The following is an 18,118-nucleotide window of genomic DNA, read 5'->3' as shown; positions in this document are numbered from 1 at the left end:
TCCTTGGCGAAGGTCGCGTACGCGTCGATCGTCATCAGAAGTCCCACCCCTCGTCGTCCTGGACCGGCGCGGCATCGGCGGTGGCGAAGGACTCGCCCGCCATACCGGCCGCCAGGGTCGTACCGTCCGCGGGGTCGATCAGCAGGAAGGACCCGGTACGGCGGGAGTCCGCGTACGCGTCGAGCGCCAGCGGCTCGGCGGTGCGGACCCGGACCCTGCCGATGTCGTTGGCCACCAGCTGCCCGGGAGCCGGATGCTGGGACAGGTCGTCGAGCGTCAGCCGCGACGGGATCTCCTTCACGATCGCCTTCACCGTGCGGGTGGTGTGCTTCAGCAGCACCCGCGCGCCCACCGTGAGCGGGGTGTCGGCGACATGGCAGACCGTGGCCTCGACGTCCTGCGTCGTGGCGGGCGCGTCGTCGCTCGGCACGACGATGTCGCCGCGGGAGACGTCGACGTCGTCCTCCAGCAACAGCGTCACCGACTGCGGGGTCCAGGCGACGTCCACCGGCTCGCCCAGCAGGTCGATCCCCGCGATCCTCGACGTGCGGCCCGACGGCAGCACGGTCACGCCCTCGCCGACGCGGAACGTGCCGGCGGCGATCTGGCCCGCGTAGCCGCGGTAGTCCGGGTGCTCGGCGGTCTGCGGACGGATCACGTACTGCACCGGGAAGCGTGCGTGGCAGCTGGTCAGATCGTGGCTCACCGGCACGGACTCCAGATGCTCCAGCACCGTCGGGCCGCCGTACCAGTCCATGTTCGCGGAGGGGTCCACCACGTTGTCGCCGGACAGCGCCGAGATCGGGATCGCGGTGATCTCCGGGACGCCCAGCTCGCTCGCGTACGCGGTGAACTCCTCTGCGATCGCGGCGAAGACGGACTCCTCGTAGCCGACCAGGTCCATCTTGTTCACGGCGAGGACGACGTGCGGGACGCGCAGCAGCGCGGCGATCGCGGCGTGCCGGCGGGTCTGCTCGACCACGCCGTTGCGGGCGTCGACGAGGATCACCGTCAGCTCGGCCGTCGAGGCGCCCGTGACCATGTTCCGGGTGTACTGCACGTGCCCCGGCGTGTCGGCAAGGATGAACCGCCTCCGAGGAGTGGCGAAGTAACGGTACGCCACGTCGATCGTGATGCCCTGTTCCCGCTCGGCCCGCAGACCGTCGGTCAGCAGCGCCAGGTCGGGAGCCTCCTGGCCACGGGAGCGGGAGGCGTGCTCGACGGCCTCCAGCTGGTCGGCGAGCACCGACTTGGAGTCGTGCAGCAGCCGGCCCACCAGGGTGGACTTGCCGTCGTCGACGGAACCGGCGGTGGCGAAGCGCAGCAGGGTGGTGGCCGACAACTGCTCGGCCGACTGCTCGGTGGAGCTGGTCATGTCTAGAAGTACCCTTCGCGCTTGCGGTCTTCCATCGCGGCCTCGGACAGCTTGTCGTCGGCGCGGGTCGCTCCCCGCTCGGTGAGCCGGGAGGCGGCGATCTCGGCGATCACGGCGTCCAGCGTGGAGGCGTCGGAGTCGACGGCGCCCGTGCAGGACATGTCGCCGACGGTGCGGTAGCGGATCAGCCGCTTCTCGGGCGTCTCGCCGTCCTTCGGGCCGCCCCAGTCGCCGGCGGTCAGCCACATTCCGTTACGGGCGAAGACCTCCCGCTCGTGGGCGAAGTAGATCTCCGGCAGCTCGATCCGCTCGCGCTGGATGTACTGCCAGACGTCCAGCTCGGTCCAGTTGGAGAGGGGGAACACACGGACGTGCTCACCGGGCGCGTGGCGGCCGTTGTAGAGCTGCCACAGCTCGGGGCGCTGGCGCCGCGGGTCCCACTGGGAGAACTCATCGCGCAGCGAGAACACCCGCTCCTTGGCCCGGGCCTTCTCCTCGTCGCGCCGTCCGCCGCCGAACACCGCGTCGAAGCGGTGCTGCTGGATGGCCTCCGTCAGCGGAACGGTCTGCAGCGGGTTACGGGTGCCGTCGGGACGCTCGCGGAGCACACCGCGGTCGATGTAGTCCTGTACGGAGGCCACATGGAGACGCAGACCGTGTTGCGCGACCACACGGTCCCGGTACTCGATGACCTCGGGGAAGTTGTGCCCCGTGTCCACGTGCAGCAGCGAGAACGGGATCGCCGCGGGAGCGAAGGCCTTCAGCGCGAGATGCAGCATGACGATGGAGTCCTTGCCGCCGGAGAAGAGGACCACCGGCCGCTCGAACTCGCCCGCCACCTCGCGGAAGATGTGCACCGCCTCGGACTCCAGAGCGTCCAGGTGCGTCAGCGCGTACGGGCTGTCCGTGCTCTCGCCCACGACGTCGATGCTGGTCGTCATGCCAGTCCCCTCTCGATGAGCAGCGCGTGCAGCGCCTGCGCCGACTCCTGCACGGTCTGAGTGTGCGACTCGATCCGCAGGTCCGGGGACTCCGGTGCCTCGTACGGGTCGTCCACACCGGTCAGGCCACTGATCTCGCCGGCCGCCTGCCGGGCGTACAGACCCTTGACGTCGCGCACCGCGCACACGTCGACCGGGGTCGCCACGTGCACCTCCACATACGGCGTGCCCTCGGCACCGTGCCGTTTGCGGACGGCCTCGCGGCTGTCCGCGTACGGGGCGATCACCGGCACCAGGACCGTCACACCGTTGGACGCCAGCAGTTCGGCGACGAAACCGATCCGCTGGACGTTGGTGTGCCGGTCCTCACGGCTGAAACCGAGGCCCGCGGACAGGAACTCGCGGATCTCGTCGCCGTCGAGCACCTCGACGCGGTGGCCCTCGCCGCGCAGCCGGCCGGCCAGCTCGTGCGCGATGGTGGTCTTGCCCGCGCTCGGCAGCCCCGTGAGCCAGATCGTGGCCCCAGTCACGTGCATCTCCCGTTGATTCAGGGTCGGTTCGGTCGGATGGTCTGCTGTGGTCGCGGGCGCCGTCATCAGCCGTGCAGCCCGCACTCGGTCTTCGCGCGCCCCGCCCATCGGCCGGCTCGCGCGTCCTCGCCCTCGAGCACCCGTCGGGTGCAGGGTGCGCAGCCCACCGAGGCGTAACCGTCCATGAGCAGCGGGTTGGTGAGGACGCCGTGTTCCGCGACGTATCCGTCCACGTCCGCCTGTGTCCAGCGGGCGATCGGCGAGACCTTGACCTTCCGGCGCTTCTCGTCCCAGCCGACGACGGGGGTGCCCGCCCTGGTCGGGGACTCGTCGCGGCGCAGGCCGGTAGCCCAGGCGTCGTAGGCGGCGAGCCCCTCCTCGAGGGGCTCGACCTTGCGCAGCGCGCAGCACAGGTCGGGGTCGCGGTCGTGCAGCCGCGGGCCGTGCTCGGCGTCCTGCTCCGCCACCGACCGGCGCGGGGTGAGCGTGATGAGGTTGACGTCCATCACGGCCCCGACCGCGTCACGCGTGCCGATGGTCTCGGGAAAGTGGTAGCCGGTGTCCAGGAAGACCACGTCGACCCCGGGGAAGGCGCGCGAGGCCAGATGGGCCACGACCGCGTCCTCCATGGAGGAGGTGACGCAGAAGCGCGGGCCGAAGGTCTCCGCCGCCCACGTCAGGATGTCCAGGGCGGACGCCTCCTCGAGGTCCCGCCCGGCCGCCTCGGCCAGCGACCTGAGCTCGTCCCCGGTCCGTCGGGTCCGTACCGCCGTCATATCGCGTCCCCTCCGTCGTCGTTGCGCCGAACCCCGCGGGCGAGCAGCCCGAGGAACTTCAGCTGGAAGGCCCTGTTGCACGACGCGCATTCCCAGGCGCCGTGGCCCTGCTCGTTCGGACGAAGATCCTCGTCGCCGCAGTAGGGACAGTGGAAAGGGGCAGCCCGCTCGCTCACCGCACGTCCCCTTTCGCTTCTCCGCCCGCGCGGCGCGGGGGTGCGGGCTGCGTGGTCGGCTGCGGCCGGGTGGCCGCGCGTGCGTGGCTCATGAGAGTGACTCCTCGCTTGCGCGAGCCACCCAGGCGGCGAAGCGCTCGCCGTCCTCGCGCTCCACCTGGAAGCGTCCCAGCACGCGCTCGACGTAGTCGGGGAGCTCCGCCGCGGTGACCTTCAGTCCGCGGACCTTGCGGCCGAATCCGGCCTCCAGGCCCAGCGCACCGCCCAGGTGGACCTGGAAGCCCTCCACCTGCTCGCCGTTCTCGTCCAGCACCAGCTGGCCCTTGAGACCGATGTCCGCGACCTGGATACGGGCGCAGGCATTGGGGCATCCGTTGATGTTGATCGTGATCGGCTCGTCGAAATCCGGGATGCGGCGCTCGAGTTCCTCGATCAGCGCGGCACCGCGGGCCTTGGTCTCGACGATGGCCAGCTTGCAGAACTCGATGCCGGTGCAGGCCATCGTGCCGCGGCGGAACGGGGACGGAGCGACCCGCAGGTCCAGCGACTCCAGCCCGGACACCAGCGACTCGACCTGTGACTCCTCGATGTCGAGGACGATCATCTTCTGCTCGGCGGTGGTACGCACCCGGCCCGAGCCGTGCGCCTCCGCCACCTCGGCGATCTTGGTGAGGGTGGCTCCGTCGACCCGGCCGACACGCGGGGCGAAGCCGACGTAGAAGCGGCCGTCCTTCTGCCGGTGCACACCGACGTGGTCGCGCCAGCGCTGCAGGGGCTGTTCGGGCGCCGGACCGTCGGTCAGCGGGCGCCCCAGGTACTCGTCCTCCAGCACCCGGCGGAACTTCTCCGCGCCCCAGTCGGCGACCAGGAACTTCAGCCGCGCACGGGTGCGCAGCCGCCGGTAGCCGTAGTCGCGGAAGATCGAGATGACGCCCTCGTAGACGTCCGGAACCTCGTCCAGCGGCACCCAGGCGCCCAGCCGGACGCCGATCTTCGGGTTGGTGGAGAGGCCACCGCCGACCCACAGGTCGAAGCCGGGGCCGTGCTCGGGGTGGTTCACCCCGACGAAGGCGATGTCGTTGATCTCGTGCGCCACGTCCAGCAGCGGCGAGCCGGAGATCGCCGACTTGAACTTGCGGGGGAGGTTCGAGAACGCCTTGTTGCCGACGATCCGGCGCTGGATCTCGTCGATGGCCGGGGTGCCGTCGACGATCTCGTCCTCGGCGATGCCCGCGACCGGGGAGCCGAGGATGACGCGCGGGGTGTCACCGCAAGCCTCGGTGGTGGACAGGCCGACGGCCTCCAGCCGCTCCCAGATCTCGGGCACGTCCTCGATGCGGATCCAGTGGTACTGGACGTTCTGCCGGTCGGTGATGTCGGCGGTGCCGCGTGCGAACTCCTGCGAGATCTCGCCGATGACGCGCAGTTGCTCGGTGGTCAGCCGCCCGCCGTCGATGCGGACGCGCAGCATGAAGTACTCGTCGTCCAGTTCCTCCGGCTCCAGGATCGCGGTCTTGCCGCCGTCGATCCCGGGCCGGCGCTGGGTGTACAGGCCCCACCAGCGCATGCGGCCGCGGAGGTCGTTCGGGTCGATCGAGTCGAATCCGCGCTTGGAGTAGATCGTCTCAATACGTGTCCGTACATTGAGACCGTCGTCGTCCTTCTTGAACTGCTCGTTGCCGTTCAGAGGTGTGAAGTGGCCAACGGCCCACTGGCCCTCGCCGCGGTGGCGTCCGGCCTTGCGGCGGGGCGTGGCGGTGGCGGGCTTTCCGGGGGTGGCGGCCATGGCGGTTACGTCCTTCGGGACTACGGGAGGTCGGCTCTGACCTGCACATGAGCACCCGGTTTCACGGGCGGGCGCGGCGATGCGCGGAGGTCGGGGATCTCAGGGAACGCGGGGGAACTGGTGCCGGGGCCGACGGGCCCCCGGGGACACTCAGGCCGCGCGACACATGGCGCTGGACATGCGGCCGAGGTCGACGTGCCGCCGACTCACCAAGGCAATTCCAGCTCGAGACATGACGGAAGCGTGTCACGGGACTTTGGACCCAGTCCACCGCTATCCATCATTTGGACAAGAGTGTCCCGCATCATGAGACAATGTGGGGTCGGTCACCCGGCCCGAGGACGCCGGGGCCGGGCCGGAGCGCCGTGCGCCGACCGGGCTCCGGATCGGGCCCGCGGGGCCGGCCGAGGGTGCCGCAGCGGGGGTTCTGGGCGGGGCCTGGGCGGGGTCGGCAGGCCGGCGTCGATCGAGGGCGCCGGCCGGGATCACGGGTCGGGGGTCAGCCCGGGGCGCCGGGCCAGGGCCCGGGTATGGCGACCTCCGGCTCCTCCTCCACCTTGGTGTCGAAGAGCGCGAAGCCCCGGCGCAGATAGTTGTCCATCGCGTGCGGGCCGTCCTTGGAACAGGTGTGCAGCCAGACCCGCTTCGTCGGCACGCGCCCCGGCCAGCGCTCCGCGAGGTCCCAGGCGCGGGCGGTGCCGTACGACAGCAGATGGCCGCCGATCCGCCTGCCGCGGAACGCCGGGATCAGTCCGAAGTAGACGATCTCGACGGCACCCTCCTCCTGGGCCTCCAGCTCGACGTACCCGGCGGGTGTGCCCCGCTCGTACGCGACCCACGTCTCGACCCCCGGCCTGGTGAGCGTCTCCTCCCACTGCGCGTACGTCAGGCCCAGCCGGTCGGTCCAGTCGATGTCCCCGCCGACCGCCGTGTAGAGGAAGCGGCTGAACTCCGGCGAGGGGACCTCGGCGCGCACGATCCGGACGTCCCCCGAGGGCTCGGCAGCGGGACGCAGATCGGAGGACGAGGTCTGCTCCAGGGACCACGTGGTCACGGTGATGCTCATGACCGTCAGGGAACCACGGGCGCCCCGCCCGGGACAAAGCGGACCCCGTCCGTGCGGCCCGACGGGCTGGACGCCGCACGCGGTGCGGTGCCGGGCGGCCCACCCGGCACCCGGCATCCGCACCCGGCATCCGGCGCACGGCCGCGGTACCGGGTTGCCGCCGGTCCATATGGCGGCTGCCTGTCCACATGCCGGTCGGCGGTCGGCCCGGTACCGGGAGGTGCGCCACGGCATGGGTGGACGCGGGACCGGCCGGGGCGGGTCCGGGGGTCCGGCGCGCCGTTGCCCGGGGCCGGCACCCCGGGACTCGGGCGGTCAGGCGGCGGGCGGGATGTTCTGGTTGGCGTGGAGGAAGTTCTCCGGGTCGTAGCGGCGCTTGATCTCCCGGAGCCGGTCGTGGTGGTCCCGGTACGTGGCCCGGACCCGGTCCTGGCCCTCGTCGGCGCCCATGAAGTTCACGTAGGCGCCGCCCATCGAGAACGGGTGGAGGGCGTTCCAGTAGTCGACCGCCCACTGCCTGATGAGCGCGGCGTTCGCCGGGTCCGGGTCGATGCCGGCGATGACCCCCGACCAGACCGCGTCACGGTAGGCCCACGCGGTGTCGCCGGGCGCCACGTCGTGGGCGGCCCCGTCGACGGGGTACAGGTGCATCGTCGACAGCGGCGTCGGCAGGTTCTCCCCGTACTTCAGGTGCACGTCGATCGCGCCGTCCGTGATCCGGTCGAAGAAGTCGCCCCGCCAGTACCACTGCAGTCCCGTCGGGATCAGCCCGTCGAACATGGCCTGCAGCGCGGGATAGGGCATCGTCGCCGCGAAGTGGAACAGCGGCGGCGCCGGCTCGCTCACGGCGGAGGAGAGCTCGTCGGGACCCGGCCGCTCCGGGGACCCGGTCCCGCACCACACCACACCGCACACCTTCCGTCCGTGGATCTCCTCGGGGAACGGCGGGCCCGGCGGCACGGACAGCAAGGCGAAGAAGCCGTAGACGTCGCGAGGGGCTCCCGGCAGGAACGTGCGGTACCAGTCCAGTACCTCGCGGGTGCTCTCCACCGGCCACACGGTGATGGCGACCCCCACCGTGTCCACGGGGTGCAGCCGGTACGTGAAGGAGGTGACGACGCCGAAGTTGCCGCCTCCGCCGCGCAGGGCCCAGAGAAGGTCGGGCCGCTCGTCCTCGGAGACGGTGACGAAGGTGCCGTCCGCGAGCACGACGTCCGCGCCGATCAGGTTGTCGGCCGTCAGGCCGAACCGGCGGGTCAGATAGCCGTGGCCGCCGCCGAGGGTCAGGCCGCCGACGCCCGTCGTCGACATGATGCCCGCGGGGGTCGCCAGCCCGAAACCGTGACCGGCGTGGTCCAGATCGCCGAGCACGGAGCCGCCCCCGACCCGCGCGGTGCGGGTCACGGGATCCACGCGCACCCAGCGCATCAGGGACAGATCGAGGGTGAGGGCGCCGTCGACCAGGCAGAGCCCGGGGCCGCTGTGGCCGCCGCCGCGTACGGCGAGCTCCAGGTCCCGCTGGCGGGCGAAGGTGACGGTACGCATCACGTCCGCGGCATCCACGCACCGCGCGAACGCGGCCGGACGCCGGTCGATCATCGCGTTGTAGATCGCCCGGGTCCCGTCGTACTCGGGGTCCTGCGGACCCACCACCGGCCCGCGCAGGGCCTCACGCAGCGCATCGAGAGCGGCGCCGTCCATGTGAACTCCTCGAGGAGCGCGCGCCCGGCCCCGGCCCCCTGCCCTCCGGCCCCACCGGTCGCACTGTGGATCAGGTGGGCGCACCCCGCGCCGTCGGGCGGGGGCGTCGGCAGAGCCCGTCGGCGTCCGCCACGGCGCCTCAGGGCCGACAACTTTCAGCCTGGCATCGGGCCCGAGCGCCCGCAACGCGTCAGCCGGGCCCGGTCCGTGCCTCCGCAACGCGTCAGCCGGGCCCGGTCCGTGCCTCCGCAACGCGTCAGCCGGGCCCGGTCCGTGCCTCCGCAACGCGTCAGCCGGGCCCGGTCCGTTCCCTGGCTTCCGTCCCGGTCCGCGTCTCCTCCTCGGCCCCGGTCCGCGCCTCCGCCACGGCCGGGGCCGAGGAGTGCGGCAGCAGGTCCGCGAGGTGCGGGGGAAGCACGACCTCCACGTCGACCTCCTCGCTGAAGCGGTACGGGCGGTGTGCCAGCACACCCGACAGGTAGCGCCTCACACGTGACATTTCAGCGCGCACCGTGACCGTGCGCGTCGGGTCGCCGAACACATCGCCCGCGAGCTCCGCGGCCGTGCGCCCCTGCGGATGCACCGCCAGCACGTACAGCAGCTCGGCGTGGCGGGGGCTGAGTTCCTGCGTCCAGCCGCCGGCGGGGCCGTGGACCGCGACCGACCAGCGGCGGGCCCGGCTCAGGTCCAGGACGACCCGTCCCGCGGACTCCGCCGGCCGCGGCTCGTCGGGGCGCACCAGCCAGCCCCCGGGCAGCGGTTCGACGGTGCACACGCCCAGCGACGGCAGCCACACCCGGCCCGCGTGGAACGACTTGGGCAGCGGCAGCCGGTCCACCGGCGCCATTCCGGTCACGGCCGCCGTCCAGCCGTGCACGTCCACGGCGAGTGCCCGGCCGCCGACCCGGCACAGGATCGGCGCCGCGACGGAGCGGAGCCGTTCGATCTGCCGCAGATGGCGCTCCCGCAGCTCCGCCTCGGCGAGCTGCGCCACCGACCTGACGAGCGCGAGGGTCGCCGGATGGAAGCTGGACGCCGGCCCGCTGACGTCGACGATGCCGAGCAGCCGGCCGTCGCGAGGGTCCTGCACCGGCGCGGCCGCGCAGGTCCAGTTGTGCAGCGTGTGGACGAAGTGCTCCGCCGAGTGCACCTGGACCGGCCGCCGGGCCGCGAGCGCGGTGCCGATGGCGTTGGTGCCGGTGCTGTCCTCGCTCCAGGCAGCGCCCTCCTCCAGACAGATGGTGCCGGCCTGCCGGAGCACACCCGCGTTCCCCTCCCGCCACAGCACCCGGCCCTGACAGTCCGTCACCACCATGATCTGCAGGGAGGCGTCGGCGATCGCGGTGAGCCCGCCGCTCAGCGTGTGCATCACCTCGCCGAGCACGCTGGACCGCCGCCGGTGCTCCAGCTCGTCCCGCTGCAGCAGCACGCTGCTCGTGGAGCGGTCGGGGTCCAGCCCCAGCCGCAGCATCCGCTGCCAGGACGCGTCGATGACCGCTCGGGGCGGGACCGGCGGGCGGCGCCCGGCCAGCGTCGCCGCGTGCACCTCGTGCAGCACGTGGGCCGCGTGCGCGGCGTCGGCGGCGCTCAGCCGTGAGATGTCCAGAGCCGTGTTCCTCATCGGAAGTCCCCCCGTCGTCGTCGGCGCCGTTCGGTGCAGGTCGGTCGTGCGCGTGGTGGCCGAAGAAGCCGGGCTTGTTCCAGACGCCGGGCCGGCCGGCCCTCGCGATGCTGCGGGCCGGTCGTGCCGTATCGGTTCGGTTCGGCTCGGCGCGCGTGCCGCCGCGGACCGTCCGGATCCATCGTGCCGCCGCGGACCGTCCGGATCCATCGTGCCGCCCGTGCCCGTACCCGGAAGCGGAGTTCGGACAACTTCTGCAACGGTCTGCAACTCTGGCCAACGAACGACAGGTGGGTGAAGGTGACATGAGCGGAGGGTGGTGCCGTGTCGGCGCAGCACCACCCCCCGCTATTGCGCAGGTCAGCTCCGACTCACCTGCCAAAGGCGCACTGGTGCGGCCACCGGCGCGCGATGCCGCCGCTCACACCTCCACGCGCGCCCGTTCCACCACTGCCGCCTGGTTCAGCCCGTACGGCAGTGTGCCGAACGCCGACCCCCAGTCACCGCCCAGCCGCGAGGCGCAGAACGCGTCCGCGACCTCCGGCGGCGCCCAGCGCACCAGCAGCGACCCCTGGAGCACCAGCGCCATCCGCTCCGCCAGCCGCCGAGCCCGCACCTCCGCGGACTCCAGGTCCGCCAGCTCCGTCAGCAGCGCCTTGATCGCACCGTCCAGCCGGTGGTCGGCGCCCCGGGCCAGGCCCACCTCCCGGAGGAAGGCGTCCACGGGAAGCACCTCCCGCCCGCTCCGCCCCGCGGCCCGGGGCGCCCCCCGCAGCGCCCGCAGCACGTCCAGCGCCTGGACGTTGCCCGATCCCTCCCACACGGAGTTCAGCGGGGACTCCCGCAGCAGCCGCGGCATCCCCGACTCCTCCACGTAGCCGTTCCCGCCCAGGCACTCCAGTGCCTCCGCCACCACCGGCGTGCACCGCTTGGTGACCCAGTACTTGGCCGCCGGTACCGCGATCCGCAGCAGCGCCCGCTCCGACTCCGAGCCCTCGCCCACGGCGTCGTAGGCCGCGGCCAGCCGCATCGCGAGCACCGTCGCCGCCTCCGACTCCAACGCCAGATCGGCCAGAACGTTGCGCATCAGCGGCTTGTCGACGAGCGGGCCCCCGAACGCGCTCCGGTACTCGGCGTGGTGGACGGCCTGCGCCACCGCCTGCCGCATCAGGGCCGCCGAGCCGAGCACGCAGTCGAGCCTGGTGGCCGCCACCATCCCGATGATGGCGCGCACCCCGCGCCCCTCCTCGCCGACCCGGCGCGCCCACGTGCCGGCGAACTCCACCTCGGCCGACGCGTTCGACCGGTTGCCCAGCTTGTCCTTCAGCCGCTGGATCGCGAACACGTTCCGCGTCCCGTCGTCCAGCACCCGGGGCACCAGGAAGCACGCCAGTCCCCCGGGGGCCTGGGCCAGCACCAGGAACCCGTCGCTCATCGGCGCCGAGCAGAACCACTTGTGCCCGGTCAGTTCGTACTCCCCGGCCGGGGCCAGCGGCACGGCCCGGGTCGTGATCGCGCGTACGTCACTGCCGCCCTGCTTCTCCGTCATGCCCATCCCGAACAGCACGCCCGGCTTCCGCGCGGCCGGCCGCAGCCCCTGCGCGTAGACCCCGGACGTCAGCCGCGGCTCCCACTCCGCCGCGAGCTCGGGGTCGGTGCGCAGCGCGGGCACCGCGGCGTGCGTCATCGACACCGGACAGCCGTGCCCGGCCTCCGCCTGCGACCACACCAGGAACCCGGCCGCACGCCGGACGTGCCCGCCGGGCCGTCCCCAGGCGTTCGTCAGCCCCGAGGCGACCGCCTTGCCCAGCAGCCGGTGCCACGCCGGATGGAAGTCGACCTCGTCGATCCGGTTGCCGTACCGGTCGTGCGTGCGCAGCACCGGCGGGTTCGTGTCGGCCTCGACCGCCCAGCGCTGTGCCTGGGCCGAGCCGGCGGCCCGGCCGAGCTCCGACAGCTCCCGCCGCGCCGCGCCGAGGACCGACGGGTCCAGGTGCCGCTCGACGGCCTCGGCGAGCGCCCGGTCCGCGGCGAACACGTCGTACGCCACCAGGGGCGGAGGCTGGTTGGTCACGGTGTGGGTGCTGGTCGCCATGCCGATACGGTAAGGAGGTGCAGGCAGCAAACGAAACACCTGACCGGCCCGCCGGCCGGCTCCACCGGGTCCGAGTCCTCTACCGCAACGTCTCCAAGCGGAAGCTCGCCTGGCTGCTGCTGAAGGACACGGTCAATTCGTGCATCGAGTACCGCATCCTGGGGCTCGCGGCCGAGGCCGCGTTCTTCACCCTGCTGTCCCTGCCGCCGCTGATGCTGGGCCTGCTCGGCCTCCTCGGCTACGTCGACGACTGGACCAGCACCACCACCGTCGCCTCCATCCAGGAGAACATCCTCCGCGCCGCCGGTACCGTCCTGTCCGACCGCGGCGTCAACGACATCGCCAAACCCCTACTGGAGGACGTCACCCGCGGCGGCCGCCCCGACGTCATCTCCCTCGGTTTCGCGATCGCCCTGTGGTCGGGCTCCCGCGCGGTGAACGTCTTCATCGACACCATCACCGTGATGTACGGACTCGACGGCCAGCGCGGCATCGTCGCCACCCGGCTGCTGGCGTTCCTGCTCTATCTGATCGCCCTGCTGATCGGCGCCGTGGTACTGCCGCTCGCCGTGGTCGGCCCGGACCGGGTCGTCGAGTTCGTGCCGTTCGGCGCGGACCTCGTCAGCGTCCTGTACTGGCCGGTGGTGATCCTGCTGTCGGTCGCCTTCCTCACCACGCTGTACCACGTGTCCGTGCCGGTCCGTTCGCCCTGGGTGGAGGACGTCCCGGGCGCACTGGTGGCCCTCGGCATGTGGGTGCTCGGGAGCTTCCTGCTCCGCATCTATCTGACCAGCACCGTCGAAGGCCCCACCATCTACGGCTCCCTCGCCGCGCCCATCGCGGTGCTGCTGTGGATCGGCATCTCGGCGTTCGCGGTCCTCGTCGGCGCCGCCGTCAACGCCGCGATCGACCGTGTGTGGCCGTCGGTCGCCACGGCCGCCGCCCGGGCCGCCAACCAGCGCGTCCGGGCCGCCCACGTCGCCGAGCTGGTCGCCCGTGCCCGGGCGGCGGAGGGGGAGAGCGAGGACTGGGAGGAGGGCGGCGGGGACATGCCCTCGGAGTTCCCCGAGCGCTGGTCGAAGTTCCTGCCGCCGGACGATGTGCGCTCCCGGCTGCACGGGAGCCGGGAGCACCGCGACCGGGACATCCGGGCCGCGCGTGACAAGGACGCCCGCGACAAGGGCAACCGGGGCGACCGGGACAACGGGACTTCTCGTGACCGGGCTTCTCGTGACCAGGACGGTCGTGACCAGGACGGTCGTGACCAGGACGGTCGAGACAAGGACGCTCGTGACAAGGACAAGGGGGAGCAGAAGCTCTGACGAGGGGGAGGCCTCGGGGACGGAGCGCGGGGAGCCCGGAGGGTGTGGGAGAAGCCGGTCGCACGCAGGGGAGGAGCCCGGAGGACGGGGGACGCAGGACCGAGGAGGGGCGGAACGTCCGGCGCATGTCCTAGCCTCGACAGCATGTACGCGGAACGGGCCTCCCTGCTGCCCGGTGCCGTCCTCTGGCACAACGAGCCCGGGCCCGGCCCGGTGGTGCCCGTCCTGCCCGACGGCTGTATGGACCTGCTCTGGACCGAGGGCCGGCTGCTGGTCGCCGGACCCGACACCCATGCACAGGCTCCCGACGGCGTGCGAGCCGCCTATGCAGGCGTACGCTTCCCGCCCGGCGCCGCGCCCGCCTTCTTCGGCGTCCCGGCCCACGAACTGCGTGACCTGCGCGTGGACCTCACCGACGTCTGGCCCGCGCGCCAGGTGCGCCCCCTGGCGGACCGGGTCACCGACGCGCCGGACCGGACCGCCGCGCTGGAGGCCGTGGCCCTGCGGCACGCGGCGCACTCGCCCCCGCCCGACCCGGTGCTGCGGGCCGTCGCGGAGGAGCTGGACGCGGGCGCGACCGTGGCCGCGACCGCCGCGGCCGTCGGGCTGGGCGCCCGCCTGCTGCACCGCCGCTCCCTGGACGCCTTCGGCTACGGGCCGAAGACCCTCGCCCGCGTACTGCGGCTGCAGCGTGCGCTGGCCCTCGTACGGGACGGCGTGCCGTACGCGGAGGCCGCCCTGGCCGCGGGCTGCTCCGACCAGGCGCACCTGGCACGCGAGATGCGGGCCTTGGCCGGGCTCACCCTCGGGCGCTACGCGGAGCTGACCGCCGGGTCCTGGCCCGCGAACAGCGACACCCCGGCACCGTCCGGATCGAGGACGACCGCGTAGCGCTGTCCCCAGTCCGCGTCCCAGGGCGCGAGGTGGCCGCGGTGTCCCGCCCCGACGAGCTCTTCGTACACCTTGTCCACCTCGGCGGGACTCTCGCAGAGGAAGGCGAGACCCACCCGGTCCCCGCCCTCGGGCCGGGTCCAGTCCGGGTCGAAGGAGCGGATGGTGTCCTCGGTGTCGAACAGCACGCGCGGCCCACCGGGCAGCACGGCCTCGACGTGCGGCGCGGACTCGGCCCCCTCGGGGATGTCCAGGCCGAGCCGGCGGTAGAAGGCGAGCGAGGCGGCCATGTCGGAGACGACCAGGCCGACGGCATCGAGTCGTGGGGTCATGCGGCCACCGTAGGGGTGGCGACGCGGCGCGGTCTTGAAGGAATCGGACACGGCCGCCGGCTCTTCCGCGTGGGCCGGGGAGAGCCGAGGACGGCATCGTCCTGCCGGACGTCGCGGGCGCTCCTCCGGAATCGCACCGCACCGGGCACCGCCGTCCCGGGGGGTGCCGTGTCCGACGTGGCAGCGGCGCGCGAGGCGGCGTCATCGATTCGTAAGGGGTGGGGCGCGCGCCCCGGGGTCCGGGGGGACAAGACTGGGGGCATGCAGAACATCCTGGTCGTCGACGACGATCCGACCGTCGCCGAAGTGGTCACCGGCTATCTGGAACGCGCCGGGTTCACGGTGGCCCGCGCCGCGGACGGGCCCGGAGCCCTGGAGGCCGCCGGAGAGCGGTGGCCGGACCTGGTGGTCCTCGATCTGATGCTGCCCGGCATGGACGGCCTCGAGGTCTGCCGCAGGCTCCGCGGCCGGGGACCGGTTCCGGTGATCATGTTGACCGCGCGCGGGGACGAGGACGACCGGATCCTCGGTCTCGAGACCGGCGCGGACGACTACGTCACCAAGCCGTTCAGCCCGCGCGAGCTGGTGTTGCGGGTCGAGTCCGTACTGCGGCGCGGCCGGGCGGCCGCCGACGCGGACCCGGGCGGGCCCGTGCTCAGCTGCGCCGGGATCACCGTGGACCCGGCCGCCCGCCGGGTCACCAAGAACGGCGCGGAAATCGGTCTGACCCTGAGGGAGTTCGATCTGCTCCTGCACCTCATGCGCCACCGCGGGCTGGCCATCGGGCGGGAGCGGCTGATGCAGGAGGTGTGGGGCTGGGACTTCGGCGATCTGTCGACCGTCACCGTGCATGTGCGCCGGCTGCGCGGCAAGATCGAGGACGATCCGGCCCGGCCGCGCCTGATCCATACCGTCTGGGGCGTCGGCTACCGCTTCGACGCGCCCGCGGTACCGGAACCGGAACCGGTACCCGAACGGCCGGCGGCATCGACGCGCGCGTCCGACGTGCAACCGGGCCGCCGAGGCGGGGGCGTCCCGGGCGCGGGCACCGACCCGGCGGAAGGGGCGTGAGTGCCGTGCGTGACGTCCTCCTCATCGCCCTCTTCGCGTTCCTCGGCGCCGCCGCGGCGGGACTGGCCGGTGCCGTCGTGCTGCGGATGCTCCGCCGGAGGTCCCTCACCGTCTCCCTGACCGTGGTCGCCGGCGTGGCCGTCGTGGCGATGCTCGCCGGAACCCTGGCGGTCGCCCGGGCGATGTTCCTGTCCCCGCACGATCTGACCGTCGTCACCACGGTCGTCGCGATGGCCGCGGTCGTGTCCCTCGCCACGGCCCTGCTGCTCGGCCGCTGGGTCGTCGCGCGCAGCCGCGAACTCGCCCTCGCCGCCCGGACCTTCGGGGAGGACGGCAGCTTCGCCGCGCCCGGGGGGGAAGCCACGGCCGAACTCGCCGAGCTGGGCCGGGAACTCGCCGCCACCAGTGCCAGGCTCGCCGAGTCCCGGGAGCGGGAACGGGCGCTGGAGTCCTCCCGACGGGAACTCGTCGCCTGGATCTCGCACGATCTGCGGACCCCGCTCGCCGGGCTGCGGGCCATGTCGGAGGCGCTGGAGGACGGGGTCGTACCCGACCCCCAGCGGTACTTCCGGCAGATCCGTGCGGAGGTCGAGCGGATGAACCGGATGGTCGGCGACCTCTTCGAACTGTCCCGCATCCACGCCGGAGCGCTCGCGCTGACACCCACGCGGATGTCCGTGCACGACCTGGTCGGCGAGGCCCTGGCGGGTGCCGTCCCGCTGGCCCGGGAGCACGGGGTACGGCTCGTGGGGGACCGGGTGGAGCAGGTGCCGATCGAGGTCGACGCCGAGGAGATGACGCGGGTCCTGGCCAATCTGCTGGTGAACGCGATCCGGCGGACCCCGGCCGACGGCACGGTCGCGGTCGCCGCCGAACGCCGCGAGGGCTCCGTCGTCCTGTCCGTCACCGACGGCTGCGGGGGTATCCCGGAGGAGGATCTGCCGCGGGTCTTCGACACCGGCTGGCGCGGCAGCGAGGCCCGCACCCCTCCCGCCGGGGCGGGCCTCGGCCTCGCGATCGTCAGGGGCATCGTGGAAGCGCACGAAGGACGCGCCGGGGTGCACAACGTGTCGGGCGGCTGCCGCTTCGAGGTGACCCTTCCGACCGCTCCGTGACCGCCGTCCCGCCGCGGCCGCCGGCGCCGTCCCCGGTGCCGGTGTTCCCCGTGCCCGCGTCGGCTCCGGTGCCTGCGTCGACTCCGGGCCGGTCGGATGCACCGCCCGCTCCGGTGTCCGCGCCGGCCCGGTGTCCACGTCACAGGGCCCGGTACACCGCCTCGACCAGCGCCATCTTCCGTGGATCGTCGGCGATCCGTGAGCCCATGCGGTTCATGACGTACCCCATCGACAGTTCCGCCTCCGGGTCCGCGAGCCCGCAGGAGCCGCCGAAGCCGTCGTGGCCGACCGCGCGCGGGTTGGGGCCGTACGACCCGTTGGGGCCGCTCAGCCACAGCCCGAGCGCGACCTCCGTGTCATGGGCGAAGCCCGCGCCGAGGACGAGGTCCCGGCAGGGCCCCTGGCCTTCGCGGACCCGTTCGGCGGCGGTGGCCGACAGCACCCGCCGCCCACCGAGCAGACCGCCCGAGGCGACGATCCCGTACAGCTCGGCGACCGCCCGGGCCGTACCGTGACCGTTGGCGGCCGGGATCTCGGCGGCACGCCAAAGCGGGCTGTTGGCCTCCCCCGCGCCCACCGCCGGGTTGACCAGGGCGGCCAGTGCCACGGGTTCCAACTGGGCAAATACGGCGGCCTGTTCGCTGTCCGATGCGGCGGGCGCGTGCACCAGTTCGGCGGCGCGGTGGTACTCCTCGTCCGGCAGTCCCACGGCGAAGTCGACGCCGAACGGCCCCGTCACCGACTCGCGCAGGAACGCGCCGGGCAGCAGTCCGGTGACGCGCCGCACCACCTCGCCGATCAGGAAGCCGTACGTCATCGCGTGGTAGCCGGACCTGGTTCCGGGCGTCCACCACGGCTCGGTCGCGGCCAGCCGGGACACCGTCAGCTCCCAGTCGCGGAGTTGGGCGAACGAGTGTGGCTCCCGCAGTCCGGCGAGCCCGGAGCGGTGCGACAGCAGATGGCGGACGAGGACGGACTCCTTGCCGGCGGAGGCGAACTCCGGCCAGTACGAGGCGACCGGTGCATCCAGGTCCAGCAGCCCCCGGTCGGCGAGGACGTGCGCGCACAGTGCTGTCGGGCCCTTCGTCGTCGACCAGACGTTGACCACGGTGTCCCGCTCCCACGGCCGGGTGCGCGCCGCGTCCGCCCAGCCGCCCCACAGATCGACGACCGCCCGTCCGCCCGCCCGGACCGTTACGGCGGCGCCCAGTTCGCCGCGTTCGGCGAAGTTCTCCTCGAAGGCGGTGCGCACCGCGGCGAACCGTGCGTCGCAGTGGCCCTCGATGCGTGCCCCGGTGTCGGTCATGGCCCCTCCCTGGT

Annotated in this window: 17 protein-coding genes; 4 read left to right on the top strand and 13 right to left on the bottom strand. The window is 72.9% G+C overall.

Features of this window, described 5'->3' with window-relative positions; genetic code table 11:
* Positions 1-34: 34 nt before the first annotated feature.
* The 11 genes from O7595_RS06580 to O7595_RS06535 form a co-directional block, all read right to left on the bottom strand.
* Positions 35-1,375, bottom strand: a complete 1,341-nt coding sequence (locus tag O7595_RS06580) for a sulfate adenylyltransferase subunit 1 (protein WP_269727788.1) — start codon at positions 1,373-1,375, stop codon at positions 35-37.
* Between the two features lie 2 nt (positions 1,376-1,377).
* Positions 1,378-2,316 carry a sulfate adenylyltransferase subunit CysD gene (gene cysD, locus O7595_RS06575; protein WP_269727787.1) on the bottom strand — a complete coding sequence of 313 codons (939 nt, stop codon included), beginning with the start codon at positions 2,314-2,316 and terminating at the stop codon, positions 1,378-1,380.
* Positions 2,313-2,852 carry an adenylyl-sulfate kinase gene (cysC, locus tag O7595_RS06570; RefSeq protein ID WP_269727786.1) on the bottom strand — a complete coding sequence of 180 codons (540 nt, stop codon included), beginning with the start codon at positions 2,850-2,852 and terminating at the stop codon, positions 2,313-2,315. The genes cysD and cysC overlap by 4 nt, the downstream gene beginning before the upstream one ends.
* A 59-nt stretch (positions 2,853-2,911) precedes the next feature.
* The gene (locus O7595_RS06565; protein WP_269727785.1) at positions 2,912-3,622 is read right to left on the bottom strand and encodes a phosphoadenylyl-sulfate reductase; all 711 of its coding nucleotides are present in this window, start codon (positions 3,620-3,622) and stop codon (positions 2,912-2,914) included.
* On the bottom strand, positions 3,619-3,798 hold the full coding sequence (locus tag O7595_RS06560) for a hypothetical protein (protein WP_269727784.1): 180 nt from the start codon (positions 3,796-3,798) through the stop codon (positions 3,619-3,621). Before O7595_RS06560 ends, O7595_RS06565 begins: the two co-directional genes overlap by 4 nt.
* 88 nt (positions 3,799-3,886) lie before the next feature.
* The gene (locus tag O7595_RS06555; protein WP_269727783.1) at positions 3,887-5,584 is read right to left on the bottom strand and encodes a nitrite/sulfite reductase; all 1,698 of its coding nucleotides are present in this window, start codon (positions 5,582-5,584) and stop codon (positions 3,887-3,889) included.
* A gap of 150 nt (positions 5,585-5,734) precedes the next feature.
* Entirely contained in the window at positions 5,735-5,818 is an 84-nt protein-coding gene (locus O7595_RS33630; RefSeq protein WP_325063666.1) for a putative leader peptide, read from the bottom strand.
* A 265-nt stretch (positions 5,819-6,083) separates the two neighbouring features.
* Complete coding sequence (locus O7595_RS06550; protein ID WP_269727782.1) at positions 6,084-6,650, bottom strand: GNAT family N-acetyltransferase; 567 nt, start codon at positions 6,648-6,650, stop codon at positions 6,084-6,086.
* Positions 6,651-6,965: 315 nt separating this feature from the next.
* The gene (locus O7595_RS06545; protein ID WP_269727781.1) at positions 6,966-8,351 is read right to left on the bottom strand and encodes an FAD-binding oxidoreductase; all 1,386 of its coding nucleotides are present in this window, start codon (positions 8,349-8,351) and stop codon (positions 6,966-6,968) included.
* A gap of 289 nt (positions 8,352-8,640) precedes the next feature.
* Positions 8,641-9,972 (bottom strand): GAF domain-containing protein, encoded by a 1,332-nt coding sequence (locus O7595_RS06540; RefSeq protein WP_269727780.1) that lies wholly within the window; start codon positions 9,970-9,972, stop codon positions 8,641-8,643.
* A gap of 421 nt (positions 9,973-10,393) precedes the next feature.
* Complete coding sequence (locus tag O7595_RS06535; protein ID WP_269727779.1) at positions 10,394-12,067, bottom strand: acyl-CoA dehydrogenase family protein; 1,674 nt, start codon at positions 12,065-12,067, stop codon at positions 10,394-10,396.
* Between the two features lie 17 nt (positions 12,068-12,084).
* Here O7595_RS06535 and O7595_RS06530 point away from each other — a divergent pair, with 17 nt between their 5' ends.
* Entirely contained in the window at positions 12,085-13,389 is a 1,305-nt protein-coding gene (locus O7595_RS06530) for a YihY/virulence factor BrkB family protein (protein ID WP_269727778.1), read from the top strand.
* A 144-nt stretch (positions 13,390-13,533) separates the two neighbouring features.
* Positions 13,534-14,280 carry a helix-turn-helix domain-containing protein gene (locus O7595_RS06525; protein WP_269727777.1) on the top strand — a complete coding sequence of 249 codons (747 nt, stop codon included), beginning with the start codon at positions 13,534-13,536 and terminating at the stop codon, positions 14,278-14,280.
* Here O7595_RS06525 and O7595_RS06520 read toward each other — a convergent pair.
* Positions 14,202-14,612: a VOC family protein gene (locus O7595_RS06520; RefSeq protein ID WP_269727776.1), complete on the bottom strand. Its 411-nt coding sequence runs from the start codon at positions 14,610-14,612 to the stop codon at positions 14,202-14,204. The two genes, O7595_RS06525 and O7595_RS06520, sit on opposite strands and share 79 nt — an antisense overlap.
* A 261-nt stretch (positions 14,613-14,873) precedes the next feature.
* Here O7595_RS06520 and O7595_RS06515 point away from each other — a divergent pair, with 261 nt between their 5' ends.
* Both O7595_RS06515 and O7595_RS06510 read left to right on the top strand, forming a co-directional pair.
* Positions 14,874-15,683 (top strand): response regulator transcription factor, encoded by an 810-nt coding sequence (locus O7595_RS06515; protein ID WP_269727775.1) that lies wholly within the window; start codon positions 14,874-14,876, stop codon positions 15,681-15,683.
* A 5-nt stretch (positions 15,684-15,688) separates the two neighbouring features.
* Positions 15,689-16,798, top strand: coding sequence for a sensor histidine kinase (locus tag O7595_RS06510; RefSeq protein ID WP_269732395.1), 1,110 nt, complete (start codon positions 15,689-15,691; stop codon positions 16,796-16,798).
* Between the two features lie 139 nt (positions 16,799-16,937).
* Here the strand turns inward: O7595_RS06510 and O7595_RS06505 are convergent, their stop codons facing one another.
* Positions 16,938-18,104 carry a serine hydrolase domain-containing protein gene (locus tag O7595_RS06505; RefSeq protein WP_269727774.1) on the bottom strand — a complete coding sequence of 389 codons (1,167 nt, stop codon included), beginning with the start codon at positions 18,102-18,104 and terminating at the stop codon, positions 16,938-16,940.
* Between the last annotated feature and the right edge of the window lie 14 nt (positions 18,105-18,118).

This window comes from Streptomyces sp. WMMC940 (assembly GCF_027460265.1).
GTDB lineage: Bacteria > Actinomycetota > Actinomycetes > Streptomycetales > Streptomycetaceae > Streptomyces.
The sequence above is the reverse complement of the archived record's forward strand: the minus strand, read 5'-3'. Positions and strand labels throughout refer to the sequence as shown.

What these genes read in the sequence shown, in the direction of transcription:
- O7595_RS06580 (WP_269727788.1), bottom strand. Translation starts at nt 1,375, where the DNA reads ATGACCAGCTCCACCGAGCAGTCGGCCGAGCAGTTGTCGGCCACCACC.
- cysD (WP_269727787.1), bottom strand. Translation starts at nt 2,316, where the DNA reads ATGACGACCAGCATCGACGTCGTGGGCGAGAGCACGGACAGCCCGTAC.
- cysC (WP_269727786.1), bottom strand. Translation starts at nt 2,852, where the DNA reads ATGCACGTGACTGGGGCCACGATCTGGCTCACGGGGCTGCCGAGCGCG.
- O7595_RS06565 (WP_269727785.1), bottom strand. Translation starts at nt 3,622, where the DNA reads ATGACGGCGGTACGGACCCGACGGACCGGGGACGAGCTCAGGTCGCTG.
- O7595_RS06555 (WP_269727783.1), bottom strand. Translation starts at nt 5,584, where the DNA reads ATGGCCGCCACCCCCGGAAAGCCCGCCACCGCCACGCCCCGCCGCAAG.
- O7595_RS33630 (WP_325063666.1), bottom strand. Translation starts at nt 5,818, where the DNA reads ATGTCTCGAGCTGGAATTGCCTTGGTGAGTCGGCGGCACGTCGACCTC.
- O7595_RS06550 (WP_269727782.1), bottom strand. Translation starts at nt 6,650, where the DNA reads ATGAGCATCACCGTGACCACGTGGTCCCTGGAGCAGACCTCGTCCTCC.
- O7595_RS06545 (WP_269727781.1), bottom strand. Translation starts at nt 8,351, where the DNA reads ATGGACGGCGCCGCTCTCGATGCGCTGCGTGAGGCCCTGCGCGGGCCG.
- O7595_RS06540 (WP_269727780.1), bottom strand. Translation starts at nt 9,972, where the DNA reads ATGAGGAACACGGCTCTGGACATCTCACGGCTGAGCGCCGCCGACGCC.
- O7595_RS06535 (WP_269727779.1), bottom strand. Translation starts at nt 12,067, where the DNA reads ATGGCGACCAGCACCCACACCGTGACCAACCAGCCTCCGCCCCTGGTG.
- O7595_RS06525 (WP_269727777.1), top strand. Translation starts at nt 13,534, where the DNA reads ATGTACGCGGAACGGGCCTCCCTGCTGCCCGGTGCCGTCCTCTGGCAC.
- O7595_RS06520 (WP_269727776.1), bottom strand. Translation starts at nt 14,612, where the DNA reads ATGACCCCACGACTCGATGCCGTCGGCCTGGTCGTCTCCGACATGGCC.
- O7595_RS06515 (WP_269727775.1), top strand. Translation starts at nt 14,874, where the DNA reads ATGCAGAACATCCTGGTCGTCGACGACGATCCGACCGTCGCCGAAGTG.
- O7595_RS06505 (WP_269727774.1), bottom strand. Translation starts at nt 18,104, where the DNA reads ATGACCGACACCGGGGCACGCATCGAGGGCCACTGCGACGCACGGTTC.